Origin of the sequence: Paraburkholderia sp. SIMBA_030, assembly GCF_046535245.1 — a bacterium.
Lineage (GTDB): Bacteria > Pseudomonadota > Gammaproteobacteria > Burkholderiales > Burkholderiaceae > Paraburkholderia.
The window spans coordinates 249,083-274,759 of record NZ_JAWRXB010000005.1 but is presented as its reverse complement, the minus strand read 5'-3'; the positions used below and the strand labels follow the sequence as shown (position 1 = coordinate 274,759).

28 protein-coding genes are annotated in these 25,677 nt (G+C 60.5%); all 28 read left to right on the top strand.

What is annotated here, in order from left to right; translation table 11 throughout:
* The first annotated feature begins 42 nt into the window (after positions 1-42).
* The 28 genes from SB772_RS10735 (at position 43) to SB772_RS10600 (ending at position 25,666) form a co-directional block, all read left to right on the top strand.
* Positions 43-759 carry a hypothetical protein gene (locus SB772_RS10735; protein ID WP_410833234.1) on the top strand — a complete coding sequence of 239 codons (717 nt, stop codon included), beginning with the start codon at positions 43-45 and terminating at the stop codon, positions 757-759.
* A 15-nt stretch (positions 760-774) separates the two neighbouring features.
* Positions 775-1,863 (top strand): tyrosine-type recombinase/integrase, encoded by a 1,089-nt coding sequence (locus SB772_RS10730; protein WP_410833233.1) that lies wholly within the window; start codon positions 775-777, stop codon positions 1,861-1,863.
* Positions 1,864-2,374: 511 nt separating this feature from the next.
* The gene (locus tag SB772_RS10725; protein WP_410833232.1) at positions 2,375-2,695 is read left to right on the top strand and encodes an HNH endonuclease; all 321 of its coding nucleotides are present in this window, start codon (positions 2,375-2,377) and stop codon (positions 2,693-2,695) included.
* 319 nt (positions 2,696-3,014) lie between these two features.
* Entirely contained in the window at positions 3,015-3,338 is a 324-nt protein-coding gene (locus SB772_RS10720) for a hypothetical protein (protein ID WP_410833231.1), read from the top strand.
* Positions 3,339-3,342: 4 nt separating this feature from the next.
* The gene (locus tag SB772_RS10715; RefSeq protein WP_410833230.1) at positions 3,343-5,013 is read left to right on the top strand and encodes a terminase large subunit; all 1,671 of its coding nucleotides are present in this window, start codon (positions 3,343-3,345) and stop codon (positions 5,011-5,013) included.
* Positions 5,014-5,016: 3 nt separating this feature from the next.
* A complete protein-coding gene (locus SB772_RS10710) occupies positions 5,017-5,211 on the top strand; it encodes a hypothetical protein (protein ID WP_410833229.1) in 195 nt (64 codons plus the stop codon).
* Positions 5,211-6,692 (top strand): phage portal protein, encoded by a 1,482-nt coding sequence (locus tag SB772_RS10705; protein ID WP_410833228.1) that lies wholly within the window; start codon positions 5,211-5,213, stop codon positions 6,690-6,692. Before SB772_RS10710 ends, SB772_RS10705 begins: the two co-directional genes overlap by 1 nt.
* A 206-nt stretch (positions 6,693-6,898) precedes the next feature.
* Positions 6,899-7,600 carry a S49 family peptidase gene (locus SB772_RS10700; RefSeq protein ID WP_410833227.1) on the top strand — a complete coding sequence of 234 codons (702 nt, stop codon included), beginning with the start codon at positions 6,899-6,901 and terminating at the stop codon, positions 7,598-7,600.
* 159 nt (positions 7,601-7,759) lie between these two features.
* Positions 7,760-9,151 carry a phage major capsid protein gene (locus SB772_RS10695; protein WP_410833226.1) on the top strand — a complete coding sequence of 464 codons (1,392 nt, stop codon included), beginning with the start codon at positions 7,760-7,762 and terminating at the stop codon, positions 9,149-9,151.
* Positions 9,152-9,218: 67 nt separating this feature from the next.
* Complete coding sequence (locus tag SB772_RS10690; RefSeq protein ID WP_410833225.1) at positions 9,219-9,668, top strand: hypothetical protein; 450 nt, start codon at positions 9,219-9,221, stop codon at positions 9,666-9,668.
* A gap of 54 nt (positions 9,669-9,722) precedes the next feature.
* Complete coding sequence (locus tag SB772_RS10685; protein WP_410833224.1) at positions 9,723-10,328, top strand: head-tail connector protein; 606 nt, start codon at positions 9,723-9,725, stop codon at positions 10,326-10,328.
* Positions 10,329-10,344: 16 nt separating this feature from the next.
* A complete protein-coding gene (locus tag SB772_RS10680) occupies positions 10,345-10,710 on the top strand; it encodes a phage head closure protein (RefSeq protein ID WP_410833223.1) in 366 nt (121 codons plus the stop codon).
* Complete coding sequence (locus SB772_RS10675) at positions 10,703-11,104, top strand: DUF3168 domain-containing protein (protein ID WP_410833222.1); 402 nt, start codon at positions 10,703-10,705, stop codon at positions 11,102-11,104. Before SB772_RS10680 ends, SB772_RS10675 begins: the two co-directional genes overlap by 8 nt.
* 68 nt (positions 11,105-11,172) lie before the next feature.
* Positions 11,173-11,808, top strand: coding sequence for a ubiquitin-activating E1 FCCH domain-containing protein (locus SB772_RS10670; RefSeq protein WP_410833221.1), 636 nt, complete (start codon positions 11,173-11,175; stop codon positions 11,806-11,808).
* A gap of 44 nt (positions 11,809-11,852) precedes the next feature.
* Positions 11,853-12,272 (top strand): hypothetical protein, encoded by a 420-nt coding sequence (locus SB772_RS10665; protein WP_410833220.1) that lies wholly within the window; start codon positions 11,853-11,855, stop codon positions 12,270-12,272.
* A gap of 44 nt (positions 12,273-12,316) precedes the next feature.
* The gene (locus SB772_RS10660; RefSeq protein WP_410833219.1) at positions 12,317-12,565 is read left to right on the top strand and encodes a hypothetical protein; all 249 of its coding nucleotides are present in this window, start codon (positions 12,317-12,319) and stop codon (positions 12,563-12,565) included.
* A 2-nt stretch (positions 12,566-12,567) separates the two neighbouring features.
* Entirely contained in the window at positions 12,568-13,002 is a 435-nt protein-coding gene (locus SB772_RS10655; RefSeq protein ID WP_410833218.1) for an HK97-gp10 family putative phage morphogenesis protein, read from the top strand.
* Positions 12,995-16,237: a phage tail tape measure protein gene (locus SB772_RS10650; protein ID WP_410833217.1), complete on the top strand. Its 3,243-nt coding sequence runs from the start codon at positions 12,995-12,997 to the stop codon at positions 16,235-16,237. Before SB772_RS10655 ends, SB772_RS10650 begins: the two co-directional genes overlap by 8 nt.
* A complete protein-coding gene (locus tag SB772_RS10645) occupies positions 16,237-16,575 on the top strand; it encodes a phage tail protein (protein ID WP_410833216.1) in 339 nt (112 codons plus the stop codon). The genes SB772_RS10650 and SB772_RS10645 overlap by 1 nt, the downstream gene beginning before the upstream one ends.
* A 3-nt stretch (positions 16,576-16,578) precedes the next feature.
* Positions 16,579-17,259 (top strand): phage minor tail protein L, encoded by a 681-nt coding sequence (locus SB772_RS10640; protein ID WP_410833215.1) that lies wholly within the window; start codon positions 16,579-16,581, stop codon positions 17,257-17,259.
* The gene (locus SB772_RS10635) at positions 17,259-18,008 is read left to right on the top strand and encodes a C40 family peptidase (RefSeq protein WP_410833214.1); all 750 of its coding nucleotides are present in this window, start codon (positions 17,259-17,261) and stop codon (positions 18,006-18,008) included. Before SB772_RS10640 ends, SB772_RS10635 begins: the two co-directional genes overlap by 1 nt.
* A complete protein-coding gene (locus SB772_RS10630; protein WP_410833213.1) occupies positions 18,005-18,583 on the top strand; it encodes a tail assembly protein in 579 nt (192 codons plus the stop codon). The genes SB772_RS10635 and SB772_RS10630 overlap by 4 nt, the downstream gene beginning before the upstream one ends.
* A 1-nt stretch (position 18,584) precedes the next feature.
* Complete coding sequence (locus SB772_RS10625; RefSeq protein ID WP_410833212.1) at positions 18,585-21,887, top strand: host specificity protein J; 3,303 nt, start codon at positions 18,585-18,587, stop codon at positions 21,885-21,887.
* On the top strand, positions 21,884-22,270 hold the full coding sequence (locus SB772_RS10620; protein WP_410833211.1) for a hypothetical protein: 387 nt from the start codon (positions 21,884-21,886) through the stop codon (positions 22,268-22,270). The genes SB772_RS10625 and SB772_RS10620 overlap by 4 nt, the downstream gene beginning before the upstream one ends.
* Entirely contained in the window at positions 22,267-22,455 is a 189-nt protein-coding gene (locus SB772_RS10615) for a hypothetical protein (protein WP_410833210.1), read from the top strand. The genes SB772_RS10620 and SB772_RS10615 overlap by 4 nt, the downstream gene beginning before the upstream one ends.
* Before the next feature lie 73 nt (positions 22,456-22,528).
* On the top strand, positions 22,529-22,924 hold the full coding sequence (locus SB772_RS10610) for a hypothetical protein (protein ID WP_410833209.1): 396 nt from the start codon (positions 22,529-22,531) through the stop codon (positions 22,922-22,924).
* 72 nt (positions 22,925-22,996) lie between these two features.
* The gene (locus SB772_RS10605; RefSeq protein ID WP_410833208.1) at positions 22,997-24,856 is read left to right on the top strand and encodes a hypothetical protein; all 1,860 of its coding nucleotides are present in this window, start codon (positions 22,997-22,999) and stop codon (positions 24,854-24,856) included.
* A 3-nt stretch (positions 24,857-24,859) separates the two neighbouring features.
* Positions 24,860-25,666 carry a hypothetical protein gene (locus SB772_RS10600; protein WP_410833207.1) on the top strand — a complete coding sequence of 269 codons (807 nt, stop codon included), beginning with the start codon at positions 24,860-24,862 and terminating at the stop codon, positions 25,664-25,666.
* Positions 25,667-25,677: the final 11 nt, after the last annotated feature.

Here is a 25,677-nt window from a genome sequence, read left to right as displayed (position 1 = left end):
GCAGGAAATACGGAAAGCGATGCTGGCAATACAAAGGAGAGGATGATGAGTAATGCGGGGATTGCGCAGGATCAAGGCATGGGCGCCGCGGTGTCTGAGCGGGAGCAGCCTGAAAAACTGTTTCGCACGGCAGCAGATGCGCTGATTTTCGCTTTCAACTATTCGATGCAACAGCAGGGGCGCCCGCTCGCGGATCGTATGGCATCGCCCGGCGGTCGCACGGGTAAAGGCTTGTCGGGCAATGACGGCGCCGCGCAGGCGGGAATGATCTGGTACGAGCTGCAGCAGATGCCTGAAATTGAGGTCGCGGTGCTCATTGCTCGCTTCGCGCCGCGGTCGATGCCGTGTACGTGCACGAATGCTTGCTGCTCCGGCTACACGCCGAATCCAACTTGGAACGATGCGGTCCGCACCCTTGAGCAATTCGCGCAGACGCTGCTTGCCGGCCATCTGTCGAACTATCGTCTGCGCCGACGCCTCGTCGAGAAGGCGATCGGGCTCAAGATTGAGATCAAGGCTCTTTCTAAGGAATGTGGCGTCACCGAGAAGACTGTTGGAGCGCACTGGCGAATCATTAAGGAATGGATGAACGGCACGCCGGCCATTCACCCTGTCAGTCGCACCGACCGTGCGCGCTCCGAATATGCCAATGTCGGAAATGCAGCCGAGTCGGTACCGGCGGTCGACGGCTTGATCTCAACGGCGCGAAAGAACGCGGACAGACTCCTTTCCTCGCTCGATTTCATCGGCGAAGTCTGAGTTCCGGGATCTGACATGAAGCCTGAGGTCTTCAAGGTGGGCGACATTTGGCACTATCGATTCGCCCTCAACGGCAAGCGTGTTCAGCGCACCACACGCCAAAAGGCGAAACGTAAGGCTCAAGAGATCGCCGACGACGCTTTTGAGGCCGCACTGCTGCGCACGCCTGGCCGATCCGTCATTCCCACGCTTCGTCAACTGGCGGCGCTTTGGATCGAGGCAAACTCCTGGGCCGAGAGCGCCGCGCATGTTAAGAACATTAGCGTGTTCTGCCGTCACCATATGTTCGATCTCGCCGACCTTCGCATCAGCGAGTTGACCACGGAAGCGGTCGAGGTCGCGCGGCGGTCGTACGCAGAGGATCATGCGCCAGCGAGCGTGAACCAATGGGTCAAGACACTGAAGCTGCTGGTCAACTGGGCGAAACGCCGCAAGATGATCAAGGATGTATCGTTCGATGTCGGTCTGCTGAAGGTGCAGAAGAAGCCTCGAGCAATACTGCCGCCCAACCTCGCCCTTCGTTGGCTGGATGAAATCGATAAAAACGGGAAGCGCGACGTGGTATCGGTCGCCGCGCGCCTCGGAATCGGCCTTGGCCTCCGCGAGTCCGAGATCATCACCGCACGTTGGGAATGGATGGATTGGGAGCGTCAAAGCTACGCACCCGGCCAGACGAAGGACCGGAAATCGGTGCCCATTCCAGTTCCGGACTGGCTGCTCGACTACCTGACGCCTCGACGGCAAGCGAGCGGCCTCATTATCAGCAAGCCAAATGGACGGCCGCTCTCGCCCGGATTCATGCGCAACGCGATGCTCCGGGCCAATCAGGCTTGTGGTGCGCCGCACATCACGCCGCACCGTCTCCGCGGTACCTTCGCGACCATGCTTGGAGAGGCAGGTACGCCTATTCAGGAAATCCAACGCGTGCTGCGACACAAGTCGATTCTCACGACGGCCGCCTACCTCGAACCGAATCCTGAGCTCACCCGAGTGGGACAGCGCCACATAGCCGCTCGTTTCGGACTCAGCTCTTCCGGCGAAAAACATGAAGATGCTGGCGAGAAAGTGGCGACCGCTGGTTGCGAGAACCGCACCAGTCCTTGAAAGCGCATTTCCAATCAGTAATCCGGTAGCGCCGCGTCGCACGATGCGCGTTCCCAAAATTCGAGGGATTCCGAACGATTTCGGTTGACGAAGGAATTTTCGACGGTAAAATAGCCCCCAATCTGACACTGTGTATAAGTGTCTCCAAAGCCCCGACGGTCCGCCGCTCGGGGCTTTTTTTCGCCCTCACGCATGGCGATTCACTCCCGTCATAGACCCGCGTCGACGCACTGGATCACACCATCAGAGGGTGATTAGCGCCTAACCACCGCGAACGGTCGTGGCTTCATCGTCTCCCTGATAGTGAATCGTCATGCGCGAAGGCGAAGCAACCGGTCGCGCGCGTCGATAGACGGCCACTGCGCCATGCGGACAGCGCGCTTAGCCTTCGACCAGTCTCCTCCATGTCGATGAGAGTCGGCATTCGCCCAGCGATAGCTGGGCTTTTTTATTCGCGGCACCCGATGGCAACAGCTCGCCGATGGGTGCATCTTCAATCGGATGCCGTGCGATGAGTCGGAAGCTGCAAACGCTTCAGCCGCGCGTGCGAGCGCAGACGCTCAGTCGCGTTCCGATGCTTGAGGCGAAGGCTGGCACCACGCCGCGCATCCGCGGCAGACAGTGGGTCAAGACGCGGCAGCGCATCGCAGTCGAGCAGCAGTTCACGTGTCAGCGGTGCGGCCTCGCCTGGTTCCCATGGCGCGATCAGGTCGATCACGATGTGCCGCTTGAGCAGGGCGGCAGCAACGACGATGAAAATCTGAACCTGCTGTGCGATGACTGCCACAAGGCGAAGACGGCGCAAGAGGCGTCCGCACGAGCGGGAGTCTGAACGAAGCCGCCCAGCGGCGTGCTGATGGCCTCTGCGGCGACGAATGGGGTGGGGGCATCGAATCTCTAGCGTTTCGGATGATGGGAAACCGACCGTTCCCGCACGCGGACAAAAAATCCCCGTTTAAACACCTCTCGGAAATCAAACAAGGCGAAATCAAATGACTGGCAAATCAAATGGGCGCGGTGGTTCGCGGCCTGGAGCCGGTCGGAAGCCCAAGTCGCCAAGTGCGGAAATCAAACCCGCCGAAAATCAAACGGCGACGAGCCGCCGAGGTGGTGCTCGCCCCGGCGCCGGCCGGAAGCCGAAGGCTGAAGCGGTGACGCAGAAAGTCGCGCCGCGCCGTGCCGCGAAGAAGGAGATGCTGGAGCCGCAGCCGCATGGTGGCGCGCTCAAGCCGGCGAAAGCGGTCCCTGTGCCGGTGAAGGGCAGTGACGTGCTGACTCTGCTGCAGGACATTGCGTTCGGGCGCGTCGAGGCTACGGTGGTACAGGTCCGCGCCGCTTCCGCGACGTTGCCGTTTCTCTACTCCAAGAGGGGCGAAGGCGGCAAGAAGGATGAGCAGGCCGATCGGGCGAAGAAGGCGGCGAACAAGTTCGCAACGACAGCCCCGCCGAAACTGGTCGTGAACAACCGGAAGTGACGCTATGGACTGGGAAACGAGCTGCGTGGACTGGGCTGAGAGGCTCAAGCGCGGCGAGTCGATCATTCCGCCGCCCATCTTTCCGGAGCAAGCCGAGCAGGCGCTGGCTGTCTTCAAGCAGCTCAAGATCGTCGACGCGCCGGGAAGCCCGACCTTCGGCGAGTCCTGTGCGCAGTGGGTGTTTGACCTCGTCGCCTCGATCTTCGGGGCCTATGACGAGGAGAGCGGCCGGCGGCTGATCACCGAATGGTTCATCTGCCTGCCGAAGAAGAACTCGAAGTCGACGATCGCGGCCGGGATCATGATGACGTCCGTCATCATGAACTGGCGTCAATCGGCCGAATTCTCGATTCTGGCGCCGACGATCGAAGTCGCGAACAACAGCTTCGCGCCGAGCCGGGACATGGTGAAGCACGATGAGGATCTGGACGACCTGCTGCAGGTCCAAACCCACATCAAGACGATCACGCACCGCAGCACCGGCGCGACGCTGAAGGTCGTCGCAGCCGATTCAAACACGGTCGGCGGCAAAAAGAGCGTCGGCACGCTGGTCGATGAGTTGTGGCTGTTCGGCAAGCAGGCCGACGCCGAGAACATGCTGCGCGAGGCGATTGGTGGGCTCGCGTCGCGACCCGAGGGCTTTGTCATCTATCTGACAACGCAATCGGATGACCCGCCGGCGGGTGTCTTCCGCCAGAAATTGCAATACGCGCGCGACGTGCGCGACGGCAAGATCGAAGACAGGCGATTTGTACCGGTGATCTTCGAGCACCCGCCTGAAATGGTGGCTCGAAAGGAGCACCTGAAGGTCGAGAACCTCGGCATGGTCAATCCGAACCTCGGCTATTCGGTTGATCAGGAGTTCCTCGAGCGCGAGTTTAAGAAAGCACAGCAAGGCGGCGAAGCGTCGTTCCGCGGCTTCCTGGCGAAGCACGCTAACGTCGAAATCGGCCTCGCGCTGCGCTCTGACCGCTGGGCTGGCGCGGAATTTTGGGAAGCCGCTGCAGCAGTGCCGAAACTGACGCTCGACGAACTGATCGAGCGGTCCGAAATTATTGACGTCGGTATCGACGGCGGTGGCCTGGACGACTTGCTTGGCCTCGCGGTGGTCGGCCGCGAGAAAGTGACGCGTCGCTGGCTGCTCTGGACGCACGCCTGGGCGCATCCGTCCGTGTTCGAGCGGCGGAAAGAGATCGAGCCAGTGCTGCGCGACTTCGAGAAAGAAGGCGATCTGACGGTCGTTGGGCTGATCGGCGATGACGTGCGCGACGTCGCGGATATCGTCTCGACCATCCATGAGGCCGGGCTATTAGATAAGGTCGGCGCCGACCCCGCCGGCATCGGTGGCGTGCTCGATGCGCTTGCCGAGGCGGGAGTCCCCGAGGATCTGGTGATCGGCATCTCGCAGGGCTGGAAGATGACCGGTGCAATCAAGACGACCGAACGCAAGCTCGCGGAGGGCGTTCTCGTCCATGGCGGGCAGCGGATGATGGCCTGGTGTGTAGGTAATGCACGTGTCGTCCCAGTCGGCAATGCCGTGAACATCACGAAACAGGCCAGCGGCACGGCAAAAATTGACCCGCTTATGGCGGCGTTCGATGCCATCACGCTGATGAGCCTGAACCCGCAAGGCGCCATGGTGATCGGCGAAGACTATGAACTCATCGTGGTGTGACAAATGAATGTAAAAGTTTTCAATATCTGTCTTTTCCTCGGGTGGGCAATGGTCCTCGCTGGCGGCGTGATCATCAATCCCGGGTGGGGCATTGCCATAGCCGGCGCGCTCCTGATCGGCCTGACTCTCGCCGCGGCATATCTCGCGGGTTGGGAGCAGCCGTCGGCGCCGAAATCTGACACTGGCGAGTCGACCTAATGTTCATCTCGCACATCCGCGCCGATGTCGCGACCGATAAATCCCCGTGGGGGAATTTCTGGTTTGCGCCAGTCGGTTATCGCACGTCGGCCGGCGCACGCGTGACGCCTGCATCGGCCATGACGCTGCCGGATGTGCTGGCTTGCGTGCGCGTGCTGGCCGAGTCGTTCGCCATCATGCCGTTCGAGCTGTACAAGCCGAAAGTCGGCGGCGGTCGCACGAAAGAGCGGAATCACTGGCTTTACAAGCTGATCGAAAAAGCCCCGAACCGCTTTCAGTCGCCGTATGAGTGGCGAATGATGCTGGCGGGCCATCTGGCGCTTCGCGGAAACGCCTTCTGCCAGATCAGTGCAAACAGTCGCGGTGAGATTCTTGAACTGCTTCCGCTGCATCCGGATCGCATGTCGATCGAGCCGCTGGACAACGGCAGTTACCGGTATCGCTACGTCGACCAAAGCGGTCAGACCATCTATTACAGTCGGCACGACATCTGGCATCTGCGTGGCCTCAGCGATGACGGCTACATGGGCCTGAGTCTCATCACGCTGGCGCGCGATGCCATCGGCGAAGGGCTGTCGATGCAGTCCTATTCGACGAAGTTTTTCGCCAACGATGCGAAGCCAGGCGGCGGCTGGATCGAATATCCGGGCACCTTTGCCAGCAAGGAAGTCAAGCAGCAGTTTCGGGATTCATGGCAGGACATGCAGGGCGGCTCGAACCGCGGCAAAGTCGCCGTGCTTGAGCGCGGCATGAAGTTTCACGAACTCGGCCTCACGAACAAGGATAGTCAGTTCATTGAAGGCCGCCAGGCCAAAACGACGGAAATCGCGCGCATCTTCCGCGTCCCGCCGCACAAGATCGGCGACCTGACCAAGGCGACTTTCAGCAACATCGAGCAGCAGTCCATCGAATTCTGGACGGACACGATGCTGCCATGGGCGCGGCAGTGGGAATACTCGCTTTGCTTCAATCTGCTCGGTCCCGACTCGGATCTCGAGCCGGATTTCGATCACAAGCCGATGATGCGCGGCGATGGCAACGCACGCGCTCAGCGCATTAGTGCATTGGTTAATGCGGGCGTCATGCTCCGCAACGAAGGGCGCGAGGAAGAGGGCTATGACCCGATCGATGGCCTTGACGAGCCATTGATGCCGCTGAACATGACCGTCGTCAATGACGACGGAAGCGATCCGAATTCAGCAGGCAGCAGCGGCACGCCCAACCGGACACCGCAGAAAAATCCGCCCCCGGCCGACGACGATCAGCAGCAATCGGACGCCTCTGCACGGCTTGCGCGCGTGGTTCGCGGCAATGCCGAACGCATGGCGCGGCGTCTGGTCGCGGGCAAGCCCGTGCCGGCCGCTTTGCTGGCCGATGCCCTCGGCATCACCGAAGAGCAGGCTGCCGTCTGGAAACCCGATCCGTCGGATACCGAGGAGCAGTTGACGATTGCCCTCTTAAGTCTTGGAGATGTCTCATGAGAAGCGCGCATCTGATCGCCTGGGCACTGTCCCACCCCTGGGCCATGATGCCCGAACGCATGGCGGCATATGCCAGCGTGCTCGCCTCTCACTATGCGGGTGATTTGCCTCCGGCAGGCCCGAAAGACGGGGCGGCTGCGGCGGCACCGGCACGCCAGAGCGCGGGACGCGGCAGTAACATCGCCGTCATCGGCGTATTCGGCGCGATGGTCGAATGGCCCGGCGACATTGACGTATGCGATGGCGGTGTCAGTTCTCGCGCGGTCATGCAGCAGCTCGGGGATGCCGAGACCGACGACACGGTTTCGCAAGTGCTGATGGTTTTCAACACGCCTGGCGGAAGCGTATATGGCACATCCGAACTGGGTGATGCGATCAACCGCGTGAAGGCATCGAAGCCGGTAATCGGTGTCGCGCAGAGCCTCGCCGCATCCGCCGGTTACTGGGCGCTGTCCCAATGCACCGAGGCATATTGCGCCCCCGGCGGCGAAGTGGGCAGCATCGGCGTGTATTCCGGCTATCAGAACGTCGCAAAGGCGCTGGAGATGGCGGGAGTGGATATCAAACTCTTCAGCGCTGGCAAATACAAAACGGAATTGAGCCCTTTCAACGCAGATGGGCTCTCACCCGAGGCTGTCGCCTATCAGGATCAGCGCTCGCAGGATTACTACGGCGCGTTCACGAAAGCGGTCGCCAAGGGGCGGGGCGTTCCGATCGATTCGGTGCGTAACGGCATGGGCGAGGGGCGCGTATTGGGCGCGGATGCCGCGCTTGCTGCCGGCATGATAGATGGCGTCATGACTATGGAACAGGTCATTCGCCAGATGCAGCGCAATGCCAAAAGCACACGCCCCGCCGGCCGCTCCGCGCAGGCCAACCGCAATGAAATTGAACTGCTATCTCTTTGAACTTGATATCAGGGCCGGCACGGCCCACCCGTCGGATGGTCCTTTGACCTGACGACGTGGCCCCATTGGGCCGTTGTGCAATCCCGTAGACCCGCCGAGTGCGGGCTTTGTCATTTCTGGCTGCCTTTTGGGCGGCTTTTGCATTTCTGGAGCATAAAAATGTCCGTCAAACTCCGCGCACTGCAGGCGAAGAAGGCTGAACTGGTGGCCGGCGCCCGCCGGTTCAACGATGAAACCGACACCAAGGCCCAGGCTGAGAGCCGCGCCTGGACCGACGACGAAACCAAACAGTACGAGGCTATGCGCGACGGCATCGCTGCCACACAGGCATCGATCGATCGCGAGCAGGCACTGATCGCCGAGGAAGCCGGTTTGCAGGCTGTGATGCCGCCGATGAGCGGCGGCGCGGCCGGTGCGAATGCGCCGCCCGCTTCCACTGCAGTCGGTACCGTCGTGTTGCCGGCCGGCTTGCGCATTTCGGTCGAAGAGAATGTCATGAGCGACCCGCGCCGTGGCTTCCGCAGCTTCGGCGAGTTCACACAAGCCATCCGCGGCGCAGCCATGGCGGCGTCTGGTATGGGCACGCTCGACCGGCGTCTTGGCATGATGGCGGCAGCCCCCACGACGTACGGCAACGAAAGCAACGGTGCTGACGGCGGTTTCGCGGTGCCCCCACAGTTCTCGCAGGAAATCTGGCGCCTGTCGCTGGACGACGGCTCGCTGGTGCCGATGACGCTCAATACTGAGGTGTCAAGCAACAGCATGGTCTTCCCGAAGGATGAAACGACGCCGTGGAGCACCTCCGGTGTGCAAGCCTACTGGAAGGGCGAAGGCTCGGCTAACGCACAGTCCAAGCTCGCGCTTGGCACCGAAATGCTGCGCCTGAAAGAGTTGATGGTGCTCGTTCCGGTGACCAATGAGCTGTTGGAAGATGCGCCGGCCCTCGGCACGTATCTGACGCCGCTGGCCAGCGAGCGTATTCAGTGGAAGACCAACGAGGCCATCCTGTTCGGCACCGGCGGTGGCCAGCCGCAGGGCTGCATGAACAGCAATGCACTGGTCGTGGTCGCGAAGGAAACCGGGCAGGCAACGCTCACGCTCACTCAGCCCAACATTTCCAAGATGCGCAGCCGTCTGATGACGGGTCAACTTAAGAACGCGGTCTGGATCGGCAACCCTGACATTCTGCCGGCGCTGGAGGGTATGACGGTCGGCCAGATCCCGATCTTTCTGCCGCCGGGCACGGGGATTCGTGAAGGCGGCTATGACGGCACGCTCAACGGGCGTCCCTTGATCCTGTCGGAACATGCCGCAGCGTTCAGCTCGCAGTCGGATCTGTCGCTGATCTCGCTCAAGGGATATCGCACGATCACCAAGGCCGGCGGCGTCGAAACCGCCACGTCGATGCATCTGTATTTCGATGCAAATGCGACGGCGTTCCGGTTCATCTTCCGGATCGACGGTCAGCCGGTGATGCAGGCCCCCATGACGCCGCCGGCCGGCAAGAGCTCCAACACCCGGAGCTACTTCGTCACGCTCGGTGCGCGCTAATTAGCGCTCGAAACGGAGTGGGCGAATTGCCCACTTCCCTCTCACGCATCCCATTCGGAGTTTCTCCATGAACGCAAATATGAAGTACACCGAGAGCGTCTCGGTGCTCGCCACCATCGACCCTGTCAGCCAGGCGGCCGGCACGGTTACCACGGGCTGGGTGTCGGCCGCCAACTTCCATCGCCTCTGCGCCGAAATTCAGACTGGCGTCATGGGTGCCGCTGCGACGTTGGATGCAAAAGTCCAGCAAGCCACCGACGCGATCGGCACCAACGTCAAGGACGTCCCCAACAAGGCGATCAATCAGATCGTCAAGGCAAGCGGTGACGGCAAGCAGGCATACATCGAAGTGGTCGCCGACAACGATCTGGACGGCACCAACGGCTTCGCTTACGTGCGCCTGTCCATGACCGTCGGCACGGCGGCCTCGTTGATTGCGGGCAAGTTGTTGGGTATCGCCCCGCGCTTTGCGTCGGCTTCGGCCTTCAATCAGGCCGCGGTCGCACAGATCGTCTAAAGCAGTCCGTCGCCTGCGGCCCCGTCCCTCGGGGCCGCTTCTTCGTGAGTCGCCATGCTAGTTCAAACCGTCCCGCCGGCCGCCGAACCGATTTCGCTCGACGAGGCCAAGCTGCATCTCAAGGTCGACATCGCCGACGATGACACCCTGATTACGGCGTTGATCGTGGCGGCGCGCCAATTCGCGGAATCGCTGACCGGGCGCAGTTTCATCACGCAGTCGTGGCAATTGGCGCTCGACTACTTCCCGATCTGCCTGCAGCTCGATCGGGGGAAGGTGCAGACAATCGCTTCCATCGTCTACCGCGACATGTCCGGGGCTTCTCAAACCGTTGCGTTCGACGCGCCGTCCAACAGCATTCAGCGATCCACCGACGGAAATATCGTAGCCGATCTGACGGCGCTCCCTGCGCGCATTACGCCTGCGTTCGGCCGCATCTGGCCGATCCCGCTCCCGGAGATCGGCGCTGTGACCGTAAATTACACCGCAGGCTATGGCGCCGCGGCTGACGTGCCGCAGGGCATCAAGCAGTGGATGCTGCTGCGCGTTGGTTCGATGTACTCCTTCCGCGAAGAAGTGGTCGCAGAGCGCTCGATCAAAGTCGATCCGATGCCGTTCTTCGACCTGATGCTGGATTCCTTCCGCGTCGTCACTGCCTGATCATCCGAATTCTGACATGGCCGGATTTAACACTTACTTGGTGCGGGGCGGAAATCTCCGGCACCGGCTTACCTTCCAGGTCAAATCAGCGTCACAAGACGACCTCGGCCAGCCGCGCAATGTCTGGGCGGATGCATTCAAGTGCTGGGGTGAGGTCTCGCCGATGTCGGGCCGCGAGCTGCTCGCCGCGCAGGCCGTGCAAGCGGAGGTGACGCATACGATCAGCGTGCGATATCGCCCCGAGCTGCAAAACCCGAAAGACGTCGCCGCGATGCGCGTGCTGTTTGGGTCGCGCGTGTTCGACATCAACGCGTCGATGAATCAGGACGAGCGAAACCGTCTCGTCATGCTTCAAGCAAAAGAGGGCATAAATAATGGCTGATTCTGCGGGCGCGATTTCCGTCAACGCGCTCTCAGCAGAGCTAATTGTCCTCAATGCGCTGAAATCGCTCGTAGCGAACACCGACGGTACGTTCCGCTGCTATCCGGACGTAGCACCGTCTGGCTCGCTGCGGCCGTACTTCACGTATCAGGCTGTCGGCGGCCAGTCGACGAACTACCTGAGCAACACCGTGGCGTTGCAAAACGCGCGGGTCCAGGTGAACGCCTGGGCGGATGACCGGGCACCCGCGATCCGGCTCATCCAGAGCGCGATTGATGCGCTCACCGTCGCGCCGATAAATGCCACGAGCATTGGCGCTCCGGTAAGTGTGTACGAGCCCGATACAAAGCTATACGGTTCACGCCTCGATTTTTCGATCTGGTTCACCCCGTAACACCGAACACCGCTTTCCCCTTCTATCGGCCCGCCCTGAGCGGGCCATTTCGTTTGTGAGGTCTGAAAATGAATACAGCGATTTCCGCTCAGGGATCGACCTTTTCCGTCTCGGGCACGACCGGTGCGGCCAAGAACATCACCGGCCTTGCACTTGGCAATCCGACGATCGTAACGTCGGCTGCTCACGGCTTTTCGAATGGCGACGTCGTGACGTTCGCTGCGCTAGCCGGCAACACCGCGCTGAACGGAGTTACCGCGGTCATCAAGAACGTGACGGCCAACACGTACGCGGTTGACGTCGACACAACCGGTGGCGCAGCGTACACGAACGGCGGTACGGCAACCCCGGTTCAATGGGTGCCAATCAACAACCTGCTGAACTTCAAGGGCTTTGACGGCCAGGCGAACGAAATCGACACGACCAACATGTCGAGCGTCGCGAAGGAATTCTTGCTCGGTATCCAGGACTTCGGGCACTTCACGTTCGATGTGAACAAGGATTTCACCGATGCCGGACAGGTTGCCTGCGATGCGGCGAAACGTGCTGGCACGCAGAAGTCGTTCAAGCTGGTGGTGCCGGGTGGCAAGTCTGCAACGTTCTCGGGCTACGTGAAGAATAGCCCCCTCGATGGCTCGGTCGATGCCGTTCTGAAAGTCACGGGCGTATCGATCCGCATCACCGGTGACGTGGTCTACGCGTAACCCGCGACCCGCGTCAAACCCCATCACAACACACTGGACATAACGTGCCCATTCTCAGCAAAGAAACGAAGGTCGCCATCCTCGGCGCCGCACACCTCAAGACCGAATCCGTTGACGTACCCGAGTGGGGCGACGGCGTTTCCATTCTCGTGTCGGAAATGTCGGGCCTCGCGCGCGATGCTTTCTTCGCGAAGAAGGAAGGCGGCAAGGTGCCGATCAGCCAGTCCCAAGCCGATCTGCTGCTCGCCACCGTCGTCGATGAAACCGGCGCGCTCGTGCTGGACGAGTCCGATGTCGCGAACCTGCGCGCGCAGGGAACCGCCGTGCTCGATCGAATTGCGGCGGTTGCCGTGCGCATCAACGGCATGGAGCCGGCTGCTGTGGAGACCGCGGTAAAAAACTCCGAAGCCGCCCCGAGCGGCGATTCTGGCTCCAGCTCAGCATCGACTTCGGCATCCCAGTAAGGGAGCTGCAACAGCGGATTACCAGCGCGGAGTTCGTTGAGTACATGGCCTCCTACCAGATTGATCACCGCGGGAGCCATTACGACGATCTCCGTGCCGGCACCATTGCATCGATGCTGGCAAACGTGAACCGCAACTCGAAGGTCAAACCTGAGCCGTGGGGTCCGCTCGACTTCATGACGTGGAATGAGTCGCGGCAGGCAGATGTGGCCGAAACGAAGCCTGTGTTGCTGGATGACCCTGAAGCACAGGGGAACCTCATTCTGTCGATGATGTTCCCGGGCAAGGTGTAGCGATGGCAAAGAGCTTCGTCGTTGAAAACCCGGAGGCATTGACTGACGCGCTGCGGGCGCTCGACAACGTCACGAGCGAGTCGGTGTTGCGACAGGCGGCCATCGCTGGCGCGCGCGTCTATTTCGATGAAATGAAGCTGCGTGTGCCCGTCGGCATCCGCACATACGAGCGGAAGGGTACAGAGATCTATCCGGGCTTCCTGCGCGACAACATTCTGATTGCCTATGACAAAGAGCAGTCCGTCGAAGGGCGGATTGCCTCTTACATCGTGACATGGAGCAAGCAGGCTTTTTACGGCCGCTTCGTTGAGGCGGGTACATCAAAAATGGCGGCGAATCCATTCCTGCGGCCATCGTACGAAGCGAAAAAGACCGCTGCGGCCGAGGCTGTTGATGCAGTGTTCCAGCGAAAAGTAACGGAGTTGACAGGTGGCTGACAAAGAAACACTGATCCGCGTTTCGCTCGATGCCACCGGCGTTGAAAGCGGTGTTCAGCGTGCGCAGCGCAGCATGGAAGCTTTTATTGCTTCGCAGGAAGCTGCGGCGCAACGTACGCTGATTGCACAGGCCGCGATCGCTGAAGCCAATGAAAACGGCAGCAAGGCGAGCGAGCGGGCGATCAACTCGCTTGTGCAGCAGGCGGCGAAGATGGCCGACACGTACGGGATGAATTCGCGGCAGCTGCTCGCGTACAAAGCATCACTTCTGGGCGTATCCGACGCAATCGCGCCATACATCGAGAAGATGAATGCGATCGACGCGGCAAATGGGCTGGCCGCTGGCTCGACCGCGACGGTCGGCGAGAGTGCCGAAGCGGCTGCCGCCCGCATTTCGGCAATGGTTGCTGCTTCACTCGAGTCTGCGGCGGCGATAACCAGTAGCACGGAGGCGGCCGACCGCTACGCTGCGAGCGTCGACGCGATGGCGGCGGCCGCGACGGCGGCCGAAAGGGCGAACGCTGGTATCGCGGTATCAGCAGATGCGGCGGCAACGGCGCAAACAAGTGTGGCTGCTCAATTCGAAGTCGCATCCACCGTGATCAGCGAGGGTGCAGCCAAGGTTACCGAGGCGCTCGGCCGGCAGCTTACGGCGCTCACGGCATCCGCGGCAGAAATGGCGGTCTATGACGCGCAGATGGCGGGCTTTACCGAAGCCGAAACTGCGCAGGTTGCAGCGATCGCCAAAGAAATCGAGCTGCGTAAGCAACAGATCGCGCTCGGCGAAGAAATGGCAGCGATGTACGCCGTGGATACGGCGGCGGCGCACGGTGCGAGCGGCGCAACGTCTGGCGTTACGGCTGAATTGATGGTGCTCGGTCGCGAGGCATCAAACGGCAACTATACGAAGCTTGCCGGATCCTTCACGCGGTTCCTGTCGCTCGCCGGCGCGCTTGATCTGCTGCTGAATCCGATTTCGCTGTCCGTAGTGGCGATCGGCGGTGCGATGCTGTATGTCGCACAGCAAAACGGGAAAATGAATGAGGCGCTCGCGCTGACGGGTGATTACGCCGGCGTCACGGCTGACCAGCTTCGGAACATGGCGACTGCGGCGACCGCAGGGGGCGCCACATTCAGTACTGCGGCAACCGCAGTAACGGAATTGGCCGCCACCGGCAGGCTGACCGGCGACGAAATCGCAAACCTCGGCAGGACAGCGGCCGACGCTGCGACCTACACGAGCGTGTCGGTCAAGCAGATGGTCGACGACTTCACGAAGCTCGCTGAAGATCCAGTGAAGGCGTCCGTCAAGCTGAACGACCAGTATCACTATCTGACCGTATCGACCTACGATCAGATCGCCGCGCTTGAGAAACAGGGTGACGCGACCGGCGCTGCACAGGTTGCCGTAGAAGCGTTTTCGGCTGCGATGGACGAACGCACAAAGGAAATCTCGAAGAACGAAGGAATTATTCTGGCGGGGTGGCGCGACATCAAGTCGATGATCAATGGTGCGCTCGAGGCAGTCGGCCAGTTCGGCGCCGCGGCTGGGCCGGGAGAAGTGGTCGCGCGTATGCAGGCCAACAAGGCCGCGCGCTCACCGATCAACCAGTGGGGGCCGGAAGACGAGGCGGACCTGCAGAAAGCGATTGCTACGCGGGAAAAGGCGGAGAAGGACGCTCGGGACAAGGCACGTCAGGATCGTCAGCAACAGGAATTGATCGACGGCAAACATGCCTATGACACCTGGAATGCGCAGTTTGCGACGCCGGCCGAGAAGCGCGCCAGGGAGATTCAGAAATACATTGACACCATCGCGACGCCGCTCGGCCTCAGCTGGGAGCAGCAGCTTGCCGACGAACAGAAGATCAATGACAAGGACAAAGACCATAAGGGGAAGTCGCCCAAGACGAACGAAAATGGCATAAATGCCGACCTGGCGGCGCTCGCAAATCAGCAGAAGATCATCGAGGACGCGGTCCGCTCGTCGCTCGATCACATCAAGGCGCTGCGAGCGGAAGGCGTCATCAGCGAGCAGGACGCGCTGACGCAAAGCTATGTTGCTGAGCAATCCGCCCTGCAAAAACGGATCGAGATCGACAGGCAGCAAGAGGTAATCGCCGAAGGCAAGAAGAACACCGAGGCATACCGAAAATATGCTGACGACATTCAGCGGCTCCAGCAGCAGATGACCGCCAACTACCAAAAGTTCGGCGATGACATCGGCAAAATGTCAGCGAAGGAGGCTACTGCGGTGGCGGTTTATGCTGACAGTCTGGAGCAGCAGCTCCAGACGCAGCAGGCTGCGGCATCCATGAAGCTCACCGGTCTGTCGATGGGCAGCAACACAAAGGCCGACTATGACGCTCAGATCAAGCTCATGGAGGACTATGACAAGAAGGTCGCAGCACTGTCGAAGTCGCTGAGCGAAAACAAGATTGGGCAGGACCAGTACAACGCTGAATTGAAGGCTACGCAGGCCTATTACGACAGTTCCATCCAGATCGCGCGACAGTCGTCGGCTGACATCCTTGCCGCCAATGAGGATTGGACGACCGGCGCATCGCGTGCGATCCAGAACTATGCGGACAGCGCGAACAACGTTGCCGCGCAGGTCGATTCGTCCTTCACGAATATGGCGAAGAGCATGGAAGACTCGATCGCCAATTTCGTGACAACGGGCAAGCTGAGTTTCACGAGCCTCGCTAACAGCATCATCGCCGACATCGTGCGTATGCAGGCCCGTGCGGCGATCTCGGGCCTGTTCAACATGGTGGCGGGCATGATTGGCGGAGGCATCGCCAACAGCTTCGGAACGCTCGCGACGACCTCGACGGCGGCCAGCGCGGCTTCTGGCGTCATGGGATCGAGCTACTCATCTTCGCTGATGGGGCCATCGGCAGTGATGCCGTCATTTGCCAGTCTGCCGGCGCGCGCAAGCGGCGGTCCGGTTGCGGGTGGAAGCACATATCTCGTCGGTGAGAAGGGGCCCGAGCTTTTCACGCCCGGTTCGTCCGGCTCCATCGTACCGAATCACGCCCTCGGCTCGAGCAGCAGTGGCGGGGACATAAACATCACCGTTCCGGTCACGATGGATGGCGGAAGCGACCCGGCCGCCAATCAGCAAAACTCGGCTGAACTCGGGAAGAAGATCCGCCGGGCTGTCCAATCGCTATTGCAGGATGAGCGGCGCCAGGGCGGCGTGCTCTGGAAGATCCAGAACGGTGTCGCCTGATGATCGACATATTTGAATGGGTGCCGACGGTCGCTAACTATTCGGGCAGCGCGACGCTCCGGGTGCGCAAGGCGCAATTTGGCGATGGGTATGCGCAGCGCGTGAAGGATGGCCTGAATAATCGCGCTTCCTCGTTCAGTCTGACATTCATCAACAATGCCGAGACGATCACCGCCATTGTTGCCTTCCTCGACGCTCACGATGGGTCATCCGGGTTCTATTGGCAGCCACCGCTGCGCGACCCGGGGCTTTTCACGTGTGAGAACTACTCCGAACCGACGAAGGACGGCGGTGTGTACACGCTTTCTGCGACGTTCAATCAAACCTTTGCGGCATAAGCCATGACGATCACCTCCGACATTCAGCAGCTCGAGCCGGGGGCGCTGATCGAGCTTTTCGAAGTCGATTGCACGGCGATCGGAGGCGACGTGCTCAGATTTCACGGCCACCTTCAATCGCAATCGATCTGGTGGCAGGGGAACGAATATAGGGCATGGCCTATCGAGGCAACGGGGTTTGAACATACTTCGAGCTCCCAACAGCCATCGCCGACCCTGTCGGTCGCCAACATCGACGGGACGGTGTCGGCGCTCTGCGTGTATCTGGCGGATATGGTGGGCGCGAAAGTTCGCCGGCGCCGAACGTTGGTGAAATACCTCGACGCAGCCAACTTTCCGGCGGGCAATCCGACGGCGGACCCTAGCGAGGAGATGGCGCCCGAGCTCTGGTACATCGAGCAGAAGAGCAGCGAAACGAACGTTCAGGTCGATTTCATGCTGTCGTCGGCACTCGACTTCGGCGGGCAGCAGTTGCCCGCGCGCCAGATCGCGGGCCTTTGTTCTTTCAAATACCGCGGGCCGGAATGTGGCTACGTCGGTATCGCATATTTCGACAAGAATGACCAGCCGGTGAGCGATCCTGCTCTCGACCGCTGCAGTCTGAAGACCAGTGGTTGCGAATGCCGATTCGGCGTCAATAACCCGCTCCCATGGGGCGGTTTCCTTAGCGACACCCTTTCCTGATGAACGAGCAGATCAAAAATGCGATCGCCGCGCACGCGATCGCGGAATACCCGCGCGAGTGCTGTGGGCTGTTGGTGCTCGTGGCCGGCGTGGAAACCTACATGCCGAGCCGGAACGTCGCGGCCACGCCGTCTGAGCACTTTGCGATGTCGCCGGAAGACTACGCGGCGGCAGAGGATCGCGGAACAGTCGTCGCGCTCGTGCATTCGCATCCCGGCGCGCCGGCGCGCCCGAGCATGGCCGACAAGACGATGTGCGAGCGCAGCGGCATCGGCAAGTGGGTGATCGTCTCGGTGGGCGCTCAGGCGGATGGCGCGATCGGCGTCGACGACTGGTGCGAGTTCGAGCCGAGTGGTTATATCGCGCCTCTGATCGGGCGCGAGTTCACGCATGGGGCGCTCGACTGCTATTCGCTCGTGCGTGACTGGTACCGCCTCGAGCGCGGCGTCAATCTGCCTGAATTCGAGCGACTCGATGGATGGTGGGACGACGGGAAGTCGAATCTGTACCTCGACAATTTCGAAGAGGCCGGGTTTGCCGACATGGGGCAAGCGGCCGATCTGCTGGCCGGTGACGTGCTGCTGATGCAGATCCGCAGCAAGAACGGTGTGCCGAATCACGCCGGCATCTACCTCGGAGACGGCGTACTGCTGCATCACATGCATGGCCGGCTGTCAGGTCGCACGGTGTGGGGCGGAATGTGGGCGCACAGCCTGCGCACCGTGCTGCGATACAGGGAGGCAGCGTGAGCGAAAAACTCCGAACGGTTCGTCTGTACGGCATTGTCGGCGCACGGTTTGGACGCGTTCACCGGCTAGCCGTCGCGTCAACTCGCGAGGCGATGCGCGCGCTGTGCGTGACTATTCCCGGATTCGAGAAATTCATGATGAACGCCAAGGACAATGGCCTGACGTTCGCGGTGTTCAACGGCCGCAAGAATCTCGCCGAGGATGAACTGTCGCACCCGGTCGGCGAAGATGAGATCCGTATTGCGCCGATCCTGATGGGGAGCAAGACCGGCGGCTTGTTCCAGACCATTCTTGGGGCTGTCCTGATCGTCGTTGGTGCTGTGATTAGCATTTACGGCGGTTCCGGCACGCCGCTGATCGGCATGGGTGCGTCGATGATGCTGGGCGGCATCATGCAGATGCTCAGCCCACAGACGACCGGCCTGGCCGGAACGACGAACAATGGGACGTCCTACTACTTCAACGGGCCGATCAACAGCGCCGCGCAGGGTGAGCCAGTGCCGCTGGTGTACGGCCGAATGATCGTCGGCTCCAAGGTCATCAGTTCGGGAATCTACGCCCAGGATCAGAACTGACATGCACATTCAAGGTTCGAAGGGCGGATCGAGCAGCACGCCGACGCAGTCGCCCGATAGTCTGCATTCGATCGCCTATGCCAAGGTGCTCGATGTCGTGTCAGAGGGGCCGATTGCAGGGCTCGTGAACGGTCTCCAGTCAGTTTTTCTCGACGGCACGCCGATCGAGAATTCGGACGGCTCAACTAACTTCTCAAACTATAGCGTCGACACGCGTACCGGCACGCAGGATCAGACTTACCTACCGGGCTTTCCTGCCGTCGAGAATGAAACCGCAGTCGCGACACCGCTGACGTCTGACACTCCTTGGGTGCACGCGATCAGCAATACGCAGCTCACAGCCGTGCGGCTGCGATTCGGCGTGCCTGCGCTGCAAAAATCGGATGCATCGACCGGGAATGTGACTGGTTACCGCATCGAGTATGCAATCGATCTCGCAACAGACAGTGGGTCCTATTCGCAGGTCGTTTCCGGCGCATTTGATGGGAAGACGACAACGCTCTACGAACGAAGCGTCCGCATTGATCTGCCGGCGGCGACCACAGGCTGGCTCGTCCGCGTGCGCCGCATAACGCCGAACGCTCACAGCTCCCTGATCGCCGATACCATCAACATCGAGGCAATCACCGAGGTCATCGACCGCAAACTCCGGTACCCGATGAGCGCGATTATCGGCTTGTCGTTCGATGCACAGTCGTTCAGTACCGTTCCGACGCGGGCATATGACATCCAAGGTCTGCTGCTTCGCATTCCCACGAACTATGACCCTGTGGCGCGGACATACTCCGGCGCCTGGGATGGCACGTTCAAAACCGCGTGGTCGAATAACCCAGCATGGGTGTTTTACGACCTGGTGCTGAATGCGCGCTATGGTCTTGGCAACCGTGTTGATGCTTCGATGGTCGACAAATGGGGGCTTTACCAGATTGCGCAGTATTGCGACGTGATGGTGTCCGACGGCAAGACTGGGCAGGAGCCGCGCTTTACCTGCAACTGCGTGATCCAGTCTCAGGCTGATGCCTACAAGGTGCTTCAGGATCTGGCGACTACGTTTCGCGGCATTGCGTACTGGGGACCTGGTGCCGTGGTGGCGGCATCCGATATGCCGGCCGATCCGGTGTACGTGTACACCGCCGCGAATGTCGTCGGCGGTCAGTTCAAATACGTGGGCTCGGCGTTGAAGACGCGCTATACGACTGCGCTCATAAGCTGGAACGATCCGGCGAATCAGTACAAACAGACCGTCGAGCCGGTGCTCGACGAAGATGGAATCGCGCGCTACGGTGTCACGAAGGCGCAAATCACCGCATTCGGCACGACATCACAGGGCCAGGCGCACCGGCTCGGACTGTGGACGCTGGTCACCAGTCGATACGAGACGGACACGGTATCGTTTGCAGTCGGGCTCGACGGGACGCTTTGCGCGCCCGGCCAGATCATCGCGATTGCGGATCCGGCGAAGGCTGGTCGTCGGATGGGGGGGCGCGTCCGCGGCGTGAGCGGTGTGAAGATCACGCTCGACAAAGCGCCGACCACTTCACCCGGGGATACGCTGACGACGATTTTGCCGTCTGGCATCGCGCAGGCGCGAACTGTGAACTCGGTATCGGGCGACGAAATCGAACTGACGGCTGCATACGACTCGGCGCCGGTGCGTGGCGCAATCTGGATGCTGGAGAGTACGGATCTCGCCTCGCAACTGTTTCGCGTGGTGAGCATTCAGGAGTCTTCGGACAACGGCCAGATCACGTATACGGTCAACGCGACGCAGCACGAGCCGAGCAAGTATGCCGCGATCGACAATGGCGCGCAGATTAAGGCGCGACCGATCACGGTCGTTCCACCTTCGGTTCAGCCGCCGCCGACAAACATTGTGCTGTCGACGTATTCAGCTATCGACCAGGGTATCTCGAAGACCACGATGGTCGTCGCATGGAACGCCGCGGCGAATGCCGTCTCATATCTGCCTGAGTGGCGAAAGGACAACGGCGATTGGGTTTCCGTCAATCCGACCGGGGGCCTGCAGGCCGAGGTGATCGGAATCTATCAGGGCGCGTACGAGGCGCGTGTGCGTGCGGTCAATGCGATGGGCGTCACGTCGATCCCAGCATATTCGTCGCTTACGACACTGACCGGGAAGACCAGCCCTCCGCCGGTGCTGGCGTCGCTGATCGCATCGACGGCGCTAGTGTTTGCAATTGAGCTCGACTGGTCGTTCCCGACCGGTTCCGGAGACACGGCATACACGGAGATCTATTACAGTCATACGTCGGACTTTGCTTCAGCGACCGCACTCGGCCGGTACAGCTACCCGACGAGCAAGGCGCAACTTCTGGGCTTGGCGGCAGGATACGACCTGTATTTTTGGGGGCGACTGGTCGACACGACGGGCAACGTCGGCGACTGGTTTCCAGATAGTGCCGCAGCTGGGGTGCATGGGCAATCGAGTTCGGATGCCTCGACCATTCTGGCGTATCTGACGCAGGAAATTACAGAGACTCAGCTCGCGCAGGCGCTTCTCGACAAAGTGAATTCTGGCGCCGGCGCGGTTGCGCAAGCCAATGCGATCACGAGCGAACTCGCGGCGATGTACACGATCAAGACCGCGCTCACCGTCGGCGGCCGCACATACGTCGCGGCGATCGGGACGGGCGTCGAGAACGACAACGGGGTCATTGAGTCGCAGGTGCTTGTTGCGGCAAGCCGCTTTGCAGTGCTCGATCCGAATGGGTCTGCAGTTTCTGCGCCGTTTGTGATTCAGGGCGGTCAGGTCTTCATGAATTCTGCCTTCATCGAAGATGCCTCGATCGGCAGCGCAAAGATCCAGGACGCAGCGATTGGCACAGCAAAGATAGGTGACGCCGCAATTACCAGCGCGAAAATCGGCAATGGCCAGATAACGAACGCAAAAATTGGCGATGCGGAAATCACCACGGCGAAAATCGGTACAGCCCAGATTGATACGCTGCGCATTGCTGGCAATGCTGTGTCGACGATGGCGGCATGGGGCGGCCTTGGCAACGGTTCGGCGGTTGGATACCAGTCTTCGGGCGGGACTATGACAGTGCAGTTGTTTGCGTCTGTCGGTGGATTCCAGTCACCGGCTTTGGGTGGCCAGCCGTTGAACGGCACATTCACGGCTACTATCGCAGGCCAAAGTGTCACGGTTTCCGGCGACGGCGGACCAACTGACGCGTCAAATGCAATAGTGATCCAGCCTGGAGCAGGCTCCTACACCGTTTCCATCAGCGGTTCGGGAGCAGTGGCCAACTGCTCGCTGATTATTTTCGAGGCAAAGCGATGACGGACATCCCAACGATCGCGGGCAACGCCTTATTTCTGGCGGCAGATGCGGCCGGAAAAATCCTGTACTTCGGCTCAGTCCCGCAATCCATGCTAGCTGTGCAGGTGGTGCCAGAAGGCGGTCAGATCGTGGAGGGCGTCGGATATCCGGCAACTGACTATATTGTGGCCGGTGCCATCACGCCGCGCCCTGCAAACTCCGCGACGCTGGACGGCATGACGCTGAAGAACGTGCCGGCCTCGGCCGTCGTGAGTGTCGATGCGACTGACTACGCCGTCACCGACGGTACGGTTGAACTGTCATTCACACAGCCGGGAACCTATGCGGTGAAGGTGTCGGCGTGGCCGATGCTAGACGCAACGTTTGAGGTGACGCAGGCATGAAGATTCACCACGAGGTCGATCCTGCTCCGCTACGCGAGAAAGCCTATATGCCGATCGGCGACCAGATCGACGCGATCATGAAGGGATTCGACGCGCTGGCGCAGCAGGGCGTAAAACTGCCCGATAGCACCACTGAATGGATCGAGAGCTGTAAGTCCGTCAAGGCCAGGTTTCCTAAGACCTGATTGCAGCCTACATTGAAATTGCAAAGCCGCCTTCGGGCGGCTTTTTGTTTTCCGCTATCTCTGCGAGGGGCCGATGAGTGCCGCAAGACTGGATATTTTGATTGAGCAGGGCGTCGATCTGCCTATCACATTTGCTTACACGGAAGATGACGGGTCCGCACCCGATCTGACCACGTACACGGCGAAGCTGCAGGTGAGGTCGGACTATGGCGCGACGGCCGCAGCGATAACGCTCGACAACACCAGTGGAATCACGTTGCAGCAGTTGGGCGTAGGTGTTGCCAACATCGCGGCGGCGCTGTCATCCGCTCTCGTTATCGACTATACCCAGGTGAAATACATCGTTAATGGTCTGCGGAGCGCCAAATTGGGCGTATGGGATCTGGAGATCAAATCGCCTGCGGGAAAGGTCATCAGACTGCTTGCAGGGGATGCGTACTTGTCACCTAGCGCAACTACGGGGATCTAGTCCATGGCAAGCATAACGGTAACCGTTGGCACGAAGACGCAGATACTTAGCATTGGTCCTGCCGGATCGGTCGTGACTGACGTGCTGCAAGCACAAGCGAGTTCATCCGAAAGCGCCACTGCCGCTGCCCAAAGCGCCGCATCTGCACAGCAAATCGCCACGGAGTTTGGCGACATGAATGCGGCGATAGCCCAGGCATCATCCAGCGCCGATACTGCCTCCGCGCAATCTACGGCGGCTGCTAGCAGCGCATCTGCGGCAGCGGCCAATGCAACGACCACCATCCAGCAAGCCGCCATTGCAGCCGCAGCAAACAGCATCTATGCGACGACGACCGCCGGTCTCGCAGGTGTGACGACAGGGAAATACTTCTATGTCACCGTAGCGGGAACCGGTCAGATCTTGGCGCTGTATCTCAACAATGCCGGGACCGCAGTCTTTCAGAACTACATTCCCAGCGCGTCGCTTTATACGCTGACGAGTAGCAATCCTACCGTTATTGAGGGCGCGAAGGATGGCAATAACCGTCTTGGCCGCGCCATTCTGTCGGACGGCACGTTCACCGCGAAATTCAGGACAGTCGGTTCTAAAAATGGCCTGGTTGTCCGCAAGGGAAGTGACGGGTTCTACGGTATCGGACTCGGTGCGACTGAGGGTGTCTTGCCGCTCGGGCCGAACAGCCTCAACGCGATCGACGCGCGCACGACAGGCCAGTTCGGGAATTGGGCGCTTGCCCGTCTCGGTGCGGCCGGGCGGATCACCGGTGGCATTCAGGCGAACGGAGTCGAGCGCTTCTCAAAGGCGCAGATCGATATGCCGATCGACAGTCCGGACATTTTCGATACGGCTAACTTCACGGCGTACGTGAAGGATGTCAGTGGCACGCCGCAGATATGGTCGTACAACAAGACGACCGGGGTGGTTAAACAACTCACGACGGCTGGTGCCAACTATGCGCCGCGTCTTGATGCTAGCGGCACCAACGTGATCTATGCCAAGCGCGTCGTTGGGCTGCCAAAGAAGCACTACTACCAGCCGCTCGGCGGCGGCCCCGAATATCCGGTGTTCCCGGTTGCATCCCAATACTCCTCGTTTGGCGACAGTCTGACGGCGGGCACGGGTTCGGGCGTTGGTGGCGTTGGTGGATTGGGGTATCCGGTCACACTTGGCCCCCTGCTCAATATCTACGTCAACAAACAGGGGATCGGCGGGCAAACCTCCTGGCAGATCGCATTCCGCCAGGGTTCCTATAACCCCAATCTCATTCCGGCGGGCGGCTCGATTCCCGCGAGCGGCGCGGTCTCGGTTACGCGGGATTCAACGGCTATCGCGATCGGCAATCTTGCGAACGTCGCGCTCACGTGGACGGGGACATGGGCTGGCGTTCATGGAACGTTGGCGATGGACAACAGCTTCAACTACACGTTCACGCGCGATACCGCTGGATCGGCAGTCGCAGTCAGTCCTTCTGCACCGTTTTACGTAGATACGTGGAGCACGGACCTGAACCCACAGGTGTTTTGGTGGGGGCGCAATAACTACGCGAATCCCACGCAGGTGCTCAGCGATGTTGCGAAGGGCATCGCTTTCCTGAAGCCGCTCAACAAGCGCTTTGTCGTGTTGTCCGTCCTGAATGGTGACTTCTCGACCGAGTATGTCGGGCAGACCGGCTACAACCAGATCGTCACGCAGATCAACGCGGTCCTGGCAGCGACCTACCCGAACAACTATATCGACGTCCGGCGCACCCTCATCAACAACGCGACGGGCAGCATAGAGGATCAACGCTGTGTGACGAACGACGTGCCGCCGACGTCGCTGCGCGCCTATTACACGGCAACCAGCACGCAGGACGCGCTGCATCTTAACGATGCCGGATACGCCATTGTGGCTAACGCGATCTACGCTTTCATTCAATCAAAGGGGTGGTAAACCGTGCCGACCATTAACCCGGTTCTTTTAAATCTATCCCAAGCCCTGCCGACCGATCTGCCGTTCTGGTATCCGGACGGCATCATGAACGCGGGGTCAAAGCTCCTGTTCGACTTCAGCAACCCGGCCTGCAATGCGAATGCAACCGGGGTGATGAGTGCGGGTGCGCTATTTACCAACCTTGTCACGGGCGCCCCGACGGCTGCCGTCGCGGCCGCGGGAAATACCGCCTTCAACCTGACCAACGTCGGCGCCAATGGCGGCATCTCCTTTCCAGGTCAAAACACGTCCGCAGGTAGCCTCGGCCTGGGTTCGACGTATGACATGCACGTGAGCAATGATGACTGGCTTGCGATCATGTGGCTGAAGCTGGCCGCAGCTCCAGCAAACGCCAATGCGTTCGCGCCCATATGGGGGCTCCAGATTGACTCACAAAACTGCCTGTTCAATATCGATACAGGTAGCGATAACAAATCTCCGCGCATTGTTGCAAACCAGCAGGCGAACAGTCCTGTCCCGACGGCGCTCGGCGCCAACTTCACGCTCGGGTCACCTCAGCAGCTCGCGCTCTCCTGGCAGAAACAGGGCAGCGGGGCGGTAGTAAAAGTGTTCGTCAATAACGCCTTCAAGTTTTCGTTCGGCACCACCGCAACGTTGCAGGACGCATCGACGCACAGCATGGGTATCGGCGGCGCAAAGATGCAGGGGAGTGTCTACATGGCCTACATGGAAGACCTGACCGCATCCGGCGCGGATCCGGCTGCGCAGGTTGCTGCTGACTATGCCATCCGTAACGGCGCGTACGCTTGATCCCCTCCCGC

What these genes read in the sequence shown, in the direction of transcription:
- SB772_RS10675 (WP_410833222.1), top strand. Translation starts at nt 10,703, where the DNA reads ATGGCTGATTCTGCGGGCGCGATTTCCGTCAACGCGCTCTCAGCAGAG.
- SB772_RS10640 (WP_410833215.1), top strand. Translation starts at nt 16,579, where the DNA reads ATGACGATCACCTCCGACATTCAGCAGCTCGAGCCGGGGGCGCTGATC.
- SB772_RS10725 (WP_410833232.1), top strand. Translation starts at nt 2,375, where the DNA reads ATGAGTCGGAAGCTGCAAACGCTTCAGCCGCGCGTGCGAGCGCAGACG.
- SB772_RS10700 (WP_410833227.1), top strand. Translation starts at nt 6,899, where the DNA reads ATGGTCGAATGGCCCGGCGACATTGACGTATGCGATGGCGGTGTCAGT.
- SB772_RS10625 (WP_410833212.1), top strand. Translation starts at nt 18,585, where the DNA reads ATGCACATTCAAGGTTCGAAGGGCGGATCGAGCAGCACGCCGACGCAG.
- SB772_RS10735 (WP_410833234.1), top strand. Translation starts at nt 43, where the DNA reads ATGATGAGTAATGCGGGGATTGCGCAGGATCAAGGCATGGGCGCCGCG.
- SB772_RS10645 (WP_410833216.1), top strand. Translation starts at nt 16,237, where the DNA reads ATGATCGACATATTTGAATGGGTGCCGACGGTCGCTAACTATTCGGGC.
- SB772_RS10690 (WP_410833225.1), top strand. Translation starts at nt 9,219, where the DNA reads ATGAACGCAAATATGAAGTACACCGAGAGCGTCTCGGTGCTCGCCACC.
- SB772_RS10615 (WP_410833210.1), top strand. Translation starts at nt 22,267, where the DNA reads ATGAAGATTCACCACGAGGTCGATCCTGCTCCGCTACGCGAGAAAGCC.
- SB772_RS10655 (WP_410833218.1), top strand. Translation starts at nt 12,568, where the DNA reads ATGGCAAAGAGCTTCGTCGTTGAAAACCCGGAGGCATTGACTGACGCG.
- SB772_RS10610 (WP_410833209.1), top strand. Translation starts at nt 22,529, where the DNA reads ATGAGTGCCGCAAGACTGGATATTTTGATTGAGCAGGGCGTCGATCTG.
- SB772_RS10695 (WP_410833226.1), top strand. Translation starts at nt 7,760, where the DNA reads ATGTCCGTCAAACTCCGCGCACTGCAGGCGAAGAAGGCTGAACTGGTG.
- SB772_RS10670 (WP_410833221.1), top strand. Translation starts at nt 11,173, where the DNA reads ATGAATACAGCGATTTCCGCTCAGGGATCGACCTTTTCCGTCTCGGGC.
- SB772_RS10685 (WP_410833224.1), top strand. Translation starts at nt 9,723, where the DNA reads ATGCTAGTTCAAACCGTCCCGCCGGCCGCCGAACCGATTTCGCTCGAC.
- SB772_RS10680 (WP_410833223.1), top strand. Translation starts at nt 10,345, where the DNA reads ATGGCCGGATTTAACACTTACTTGGTGCGGGGCGGAAATCTCCGGCAC.
- SB772_RS10620 (WP_410833211.1), top strand. Translation starts at nt 21,884, where the DNA reads ATGACGGACATCCCAACGATCGCGGGCAACGCCTTATTTCTGGCGGCA.
- SB772_RS10635 (WP_410833214.1), top strand. Translation starts at nt 17,259, where the DNA reads ATGAACGAGCAGATCAAAAATGCGATCGCCGCGCACGCGATCGCGGAA.
- SB772_RS10710 (WP_410833229.1), top strand. Translation starts at nt 5,017, where the DNA reads ATGAATGTAAAAGTTTTCAATATCTGTCTTTTCCTCGGGTGGGCAATG.
- SB772_RS10730 (WP_410833233.1), top strand. Translation starts at nt 775, where the DNA reads ATGAAGCCTGAGGTCTTCAAGGTGGGCGACATTTGGCACTATCGATTC.
- SB772_RS10660 (WP_410833219.1), top strand. Translation starts at nt 12,317, where the DNA reads ATGGCCTCCTACCAGATTGATCACCGCGGGAGCCATTACGACGATCTC.
- SB772_RS10705 (WP_410833228.1), top strand. Translation starts at nt 5,211, where the DNA reads ATGTTCATCTCGCACATCCGCGCCGATGTCGCGACCGATAAATCCCCG.
- SB772_RS10715 (WP_410833230.1), top strand. Translation starts at nt 3,343, where the DNA reads ATGGACTGGGAAACGAGCTGCGTGGACTGGGCTGAGAGGCTCAAGCGC.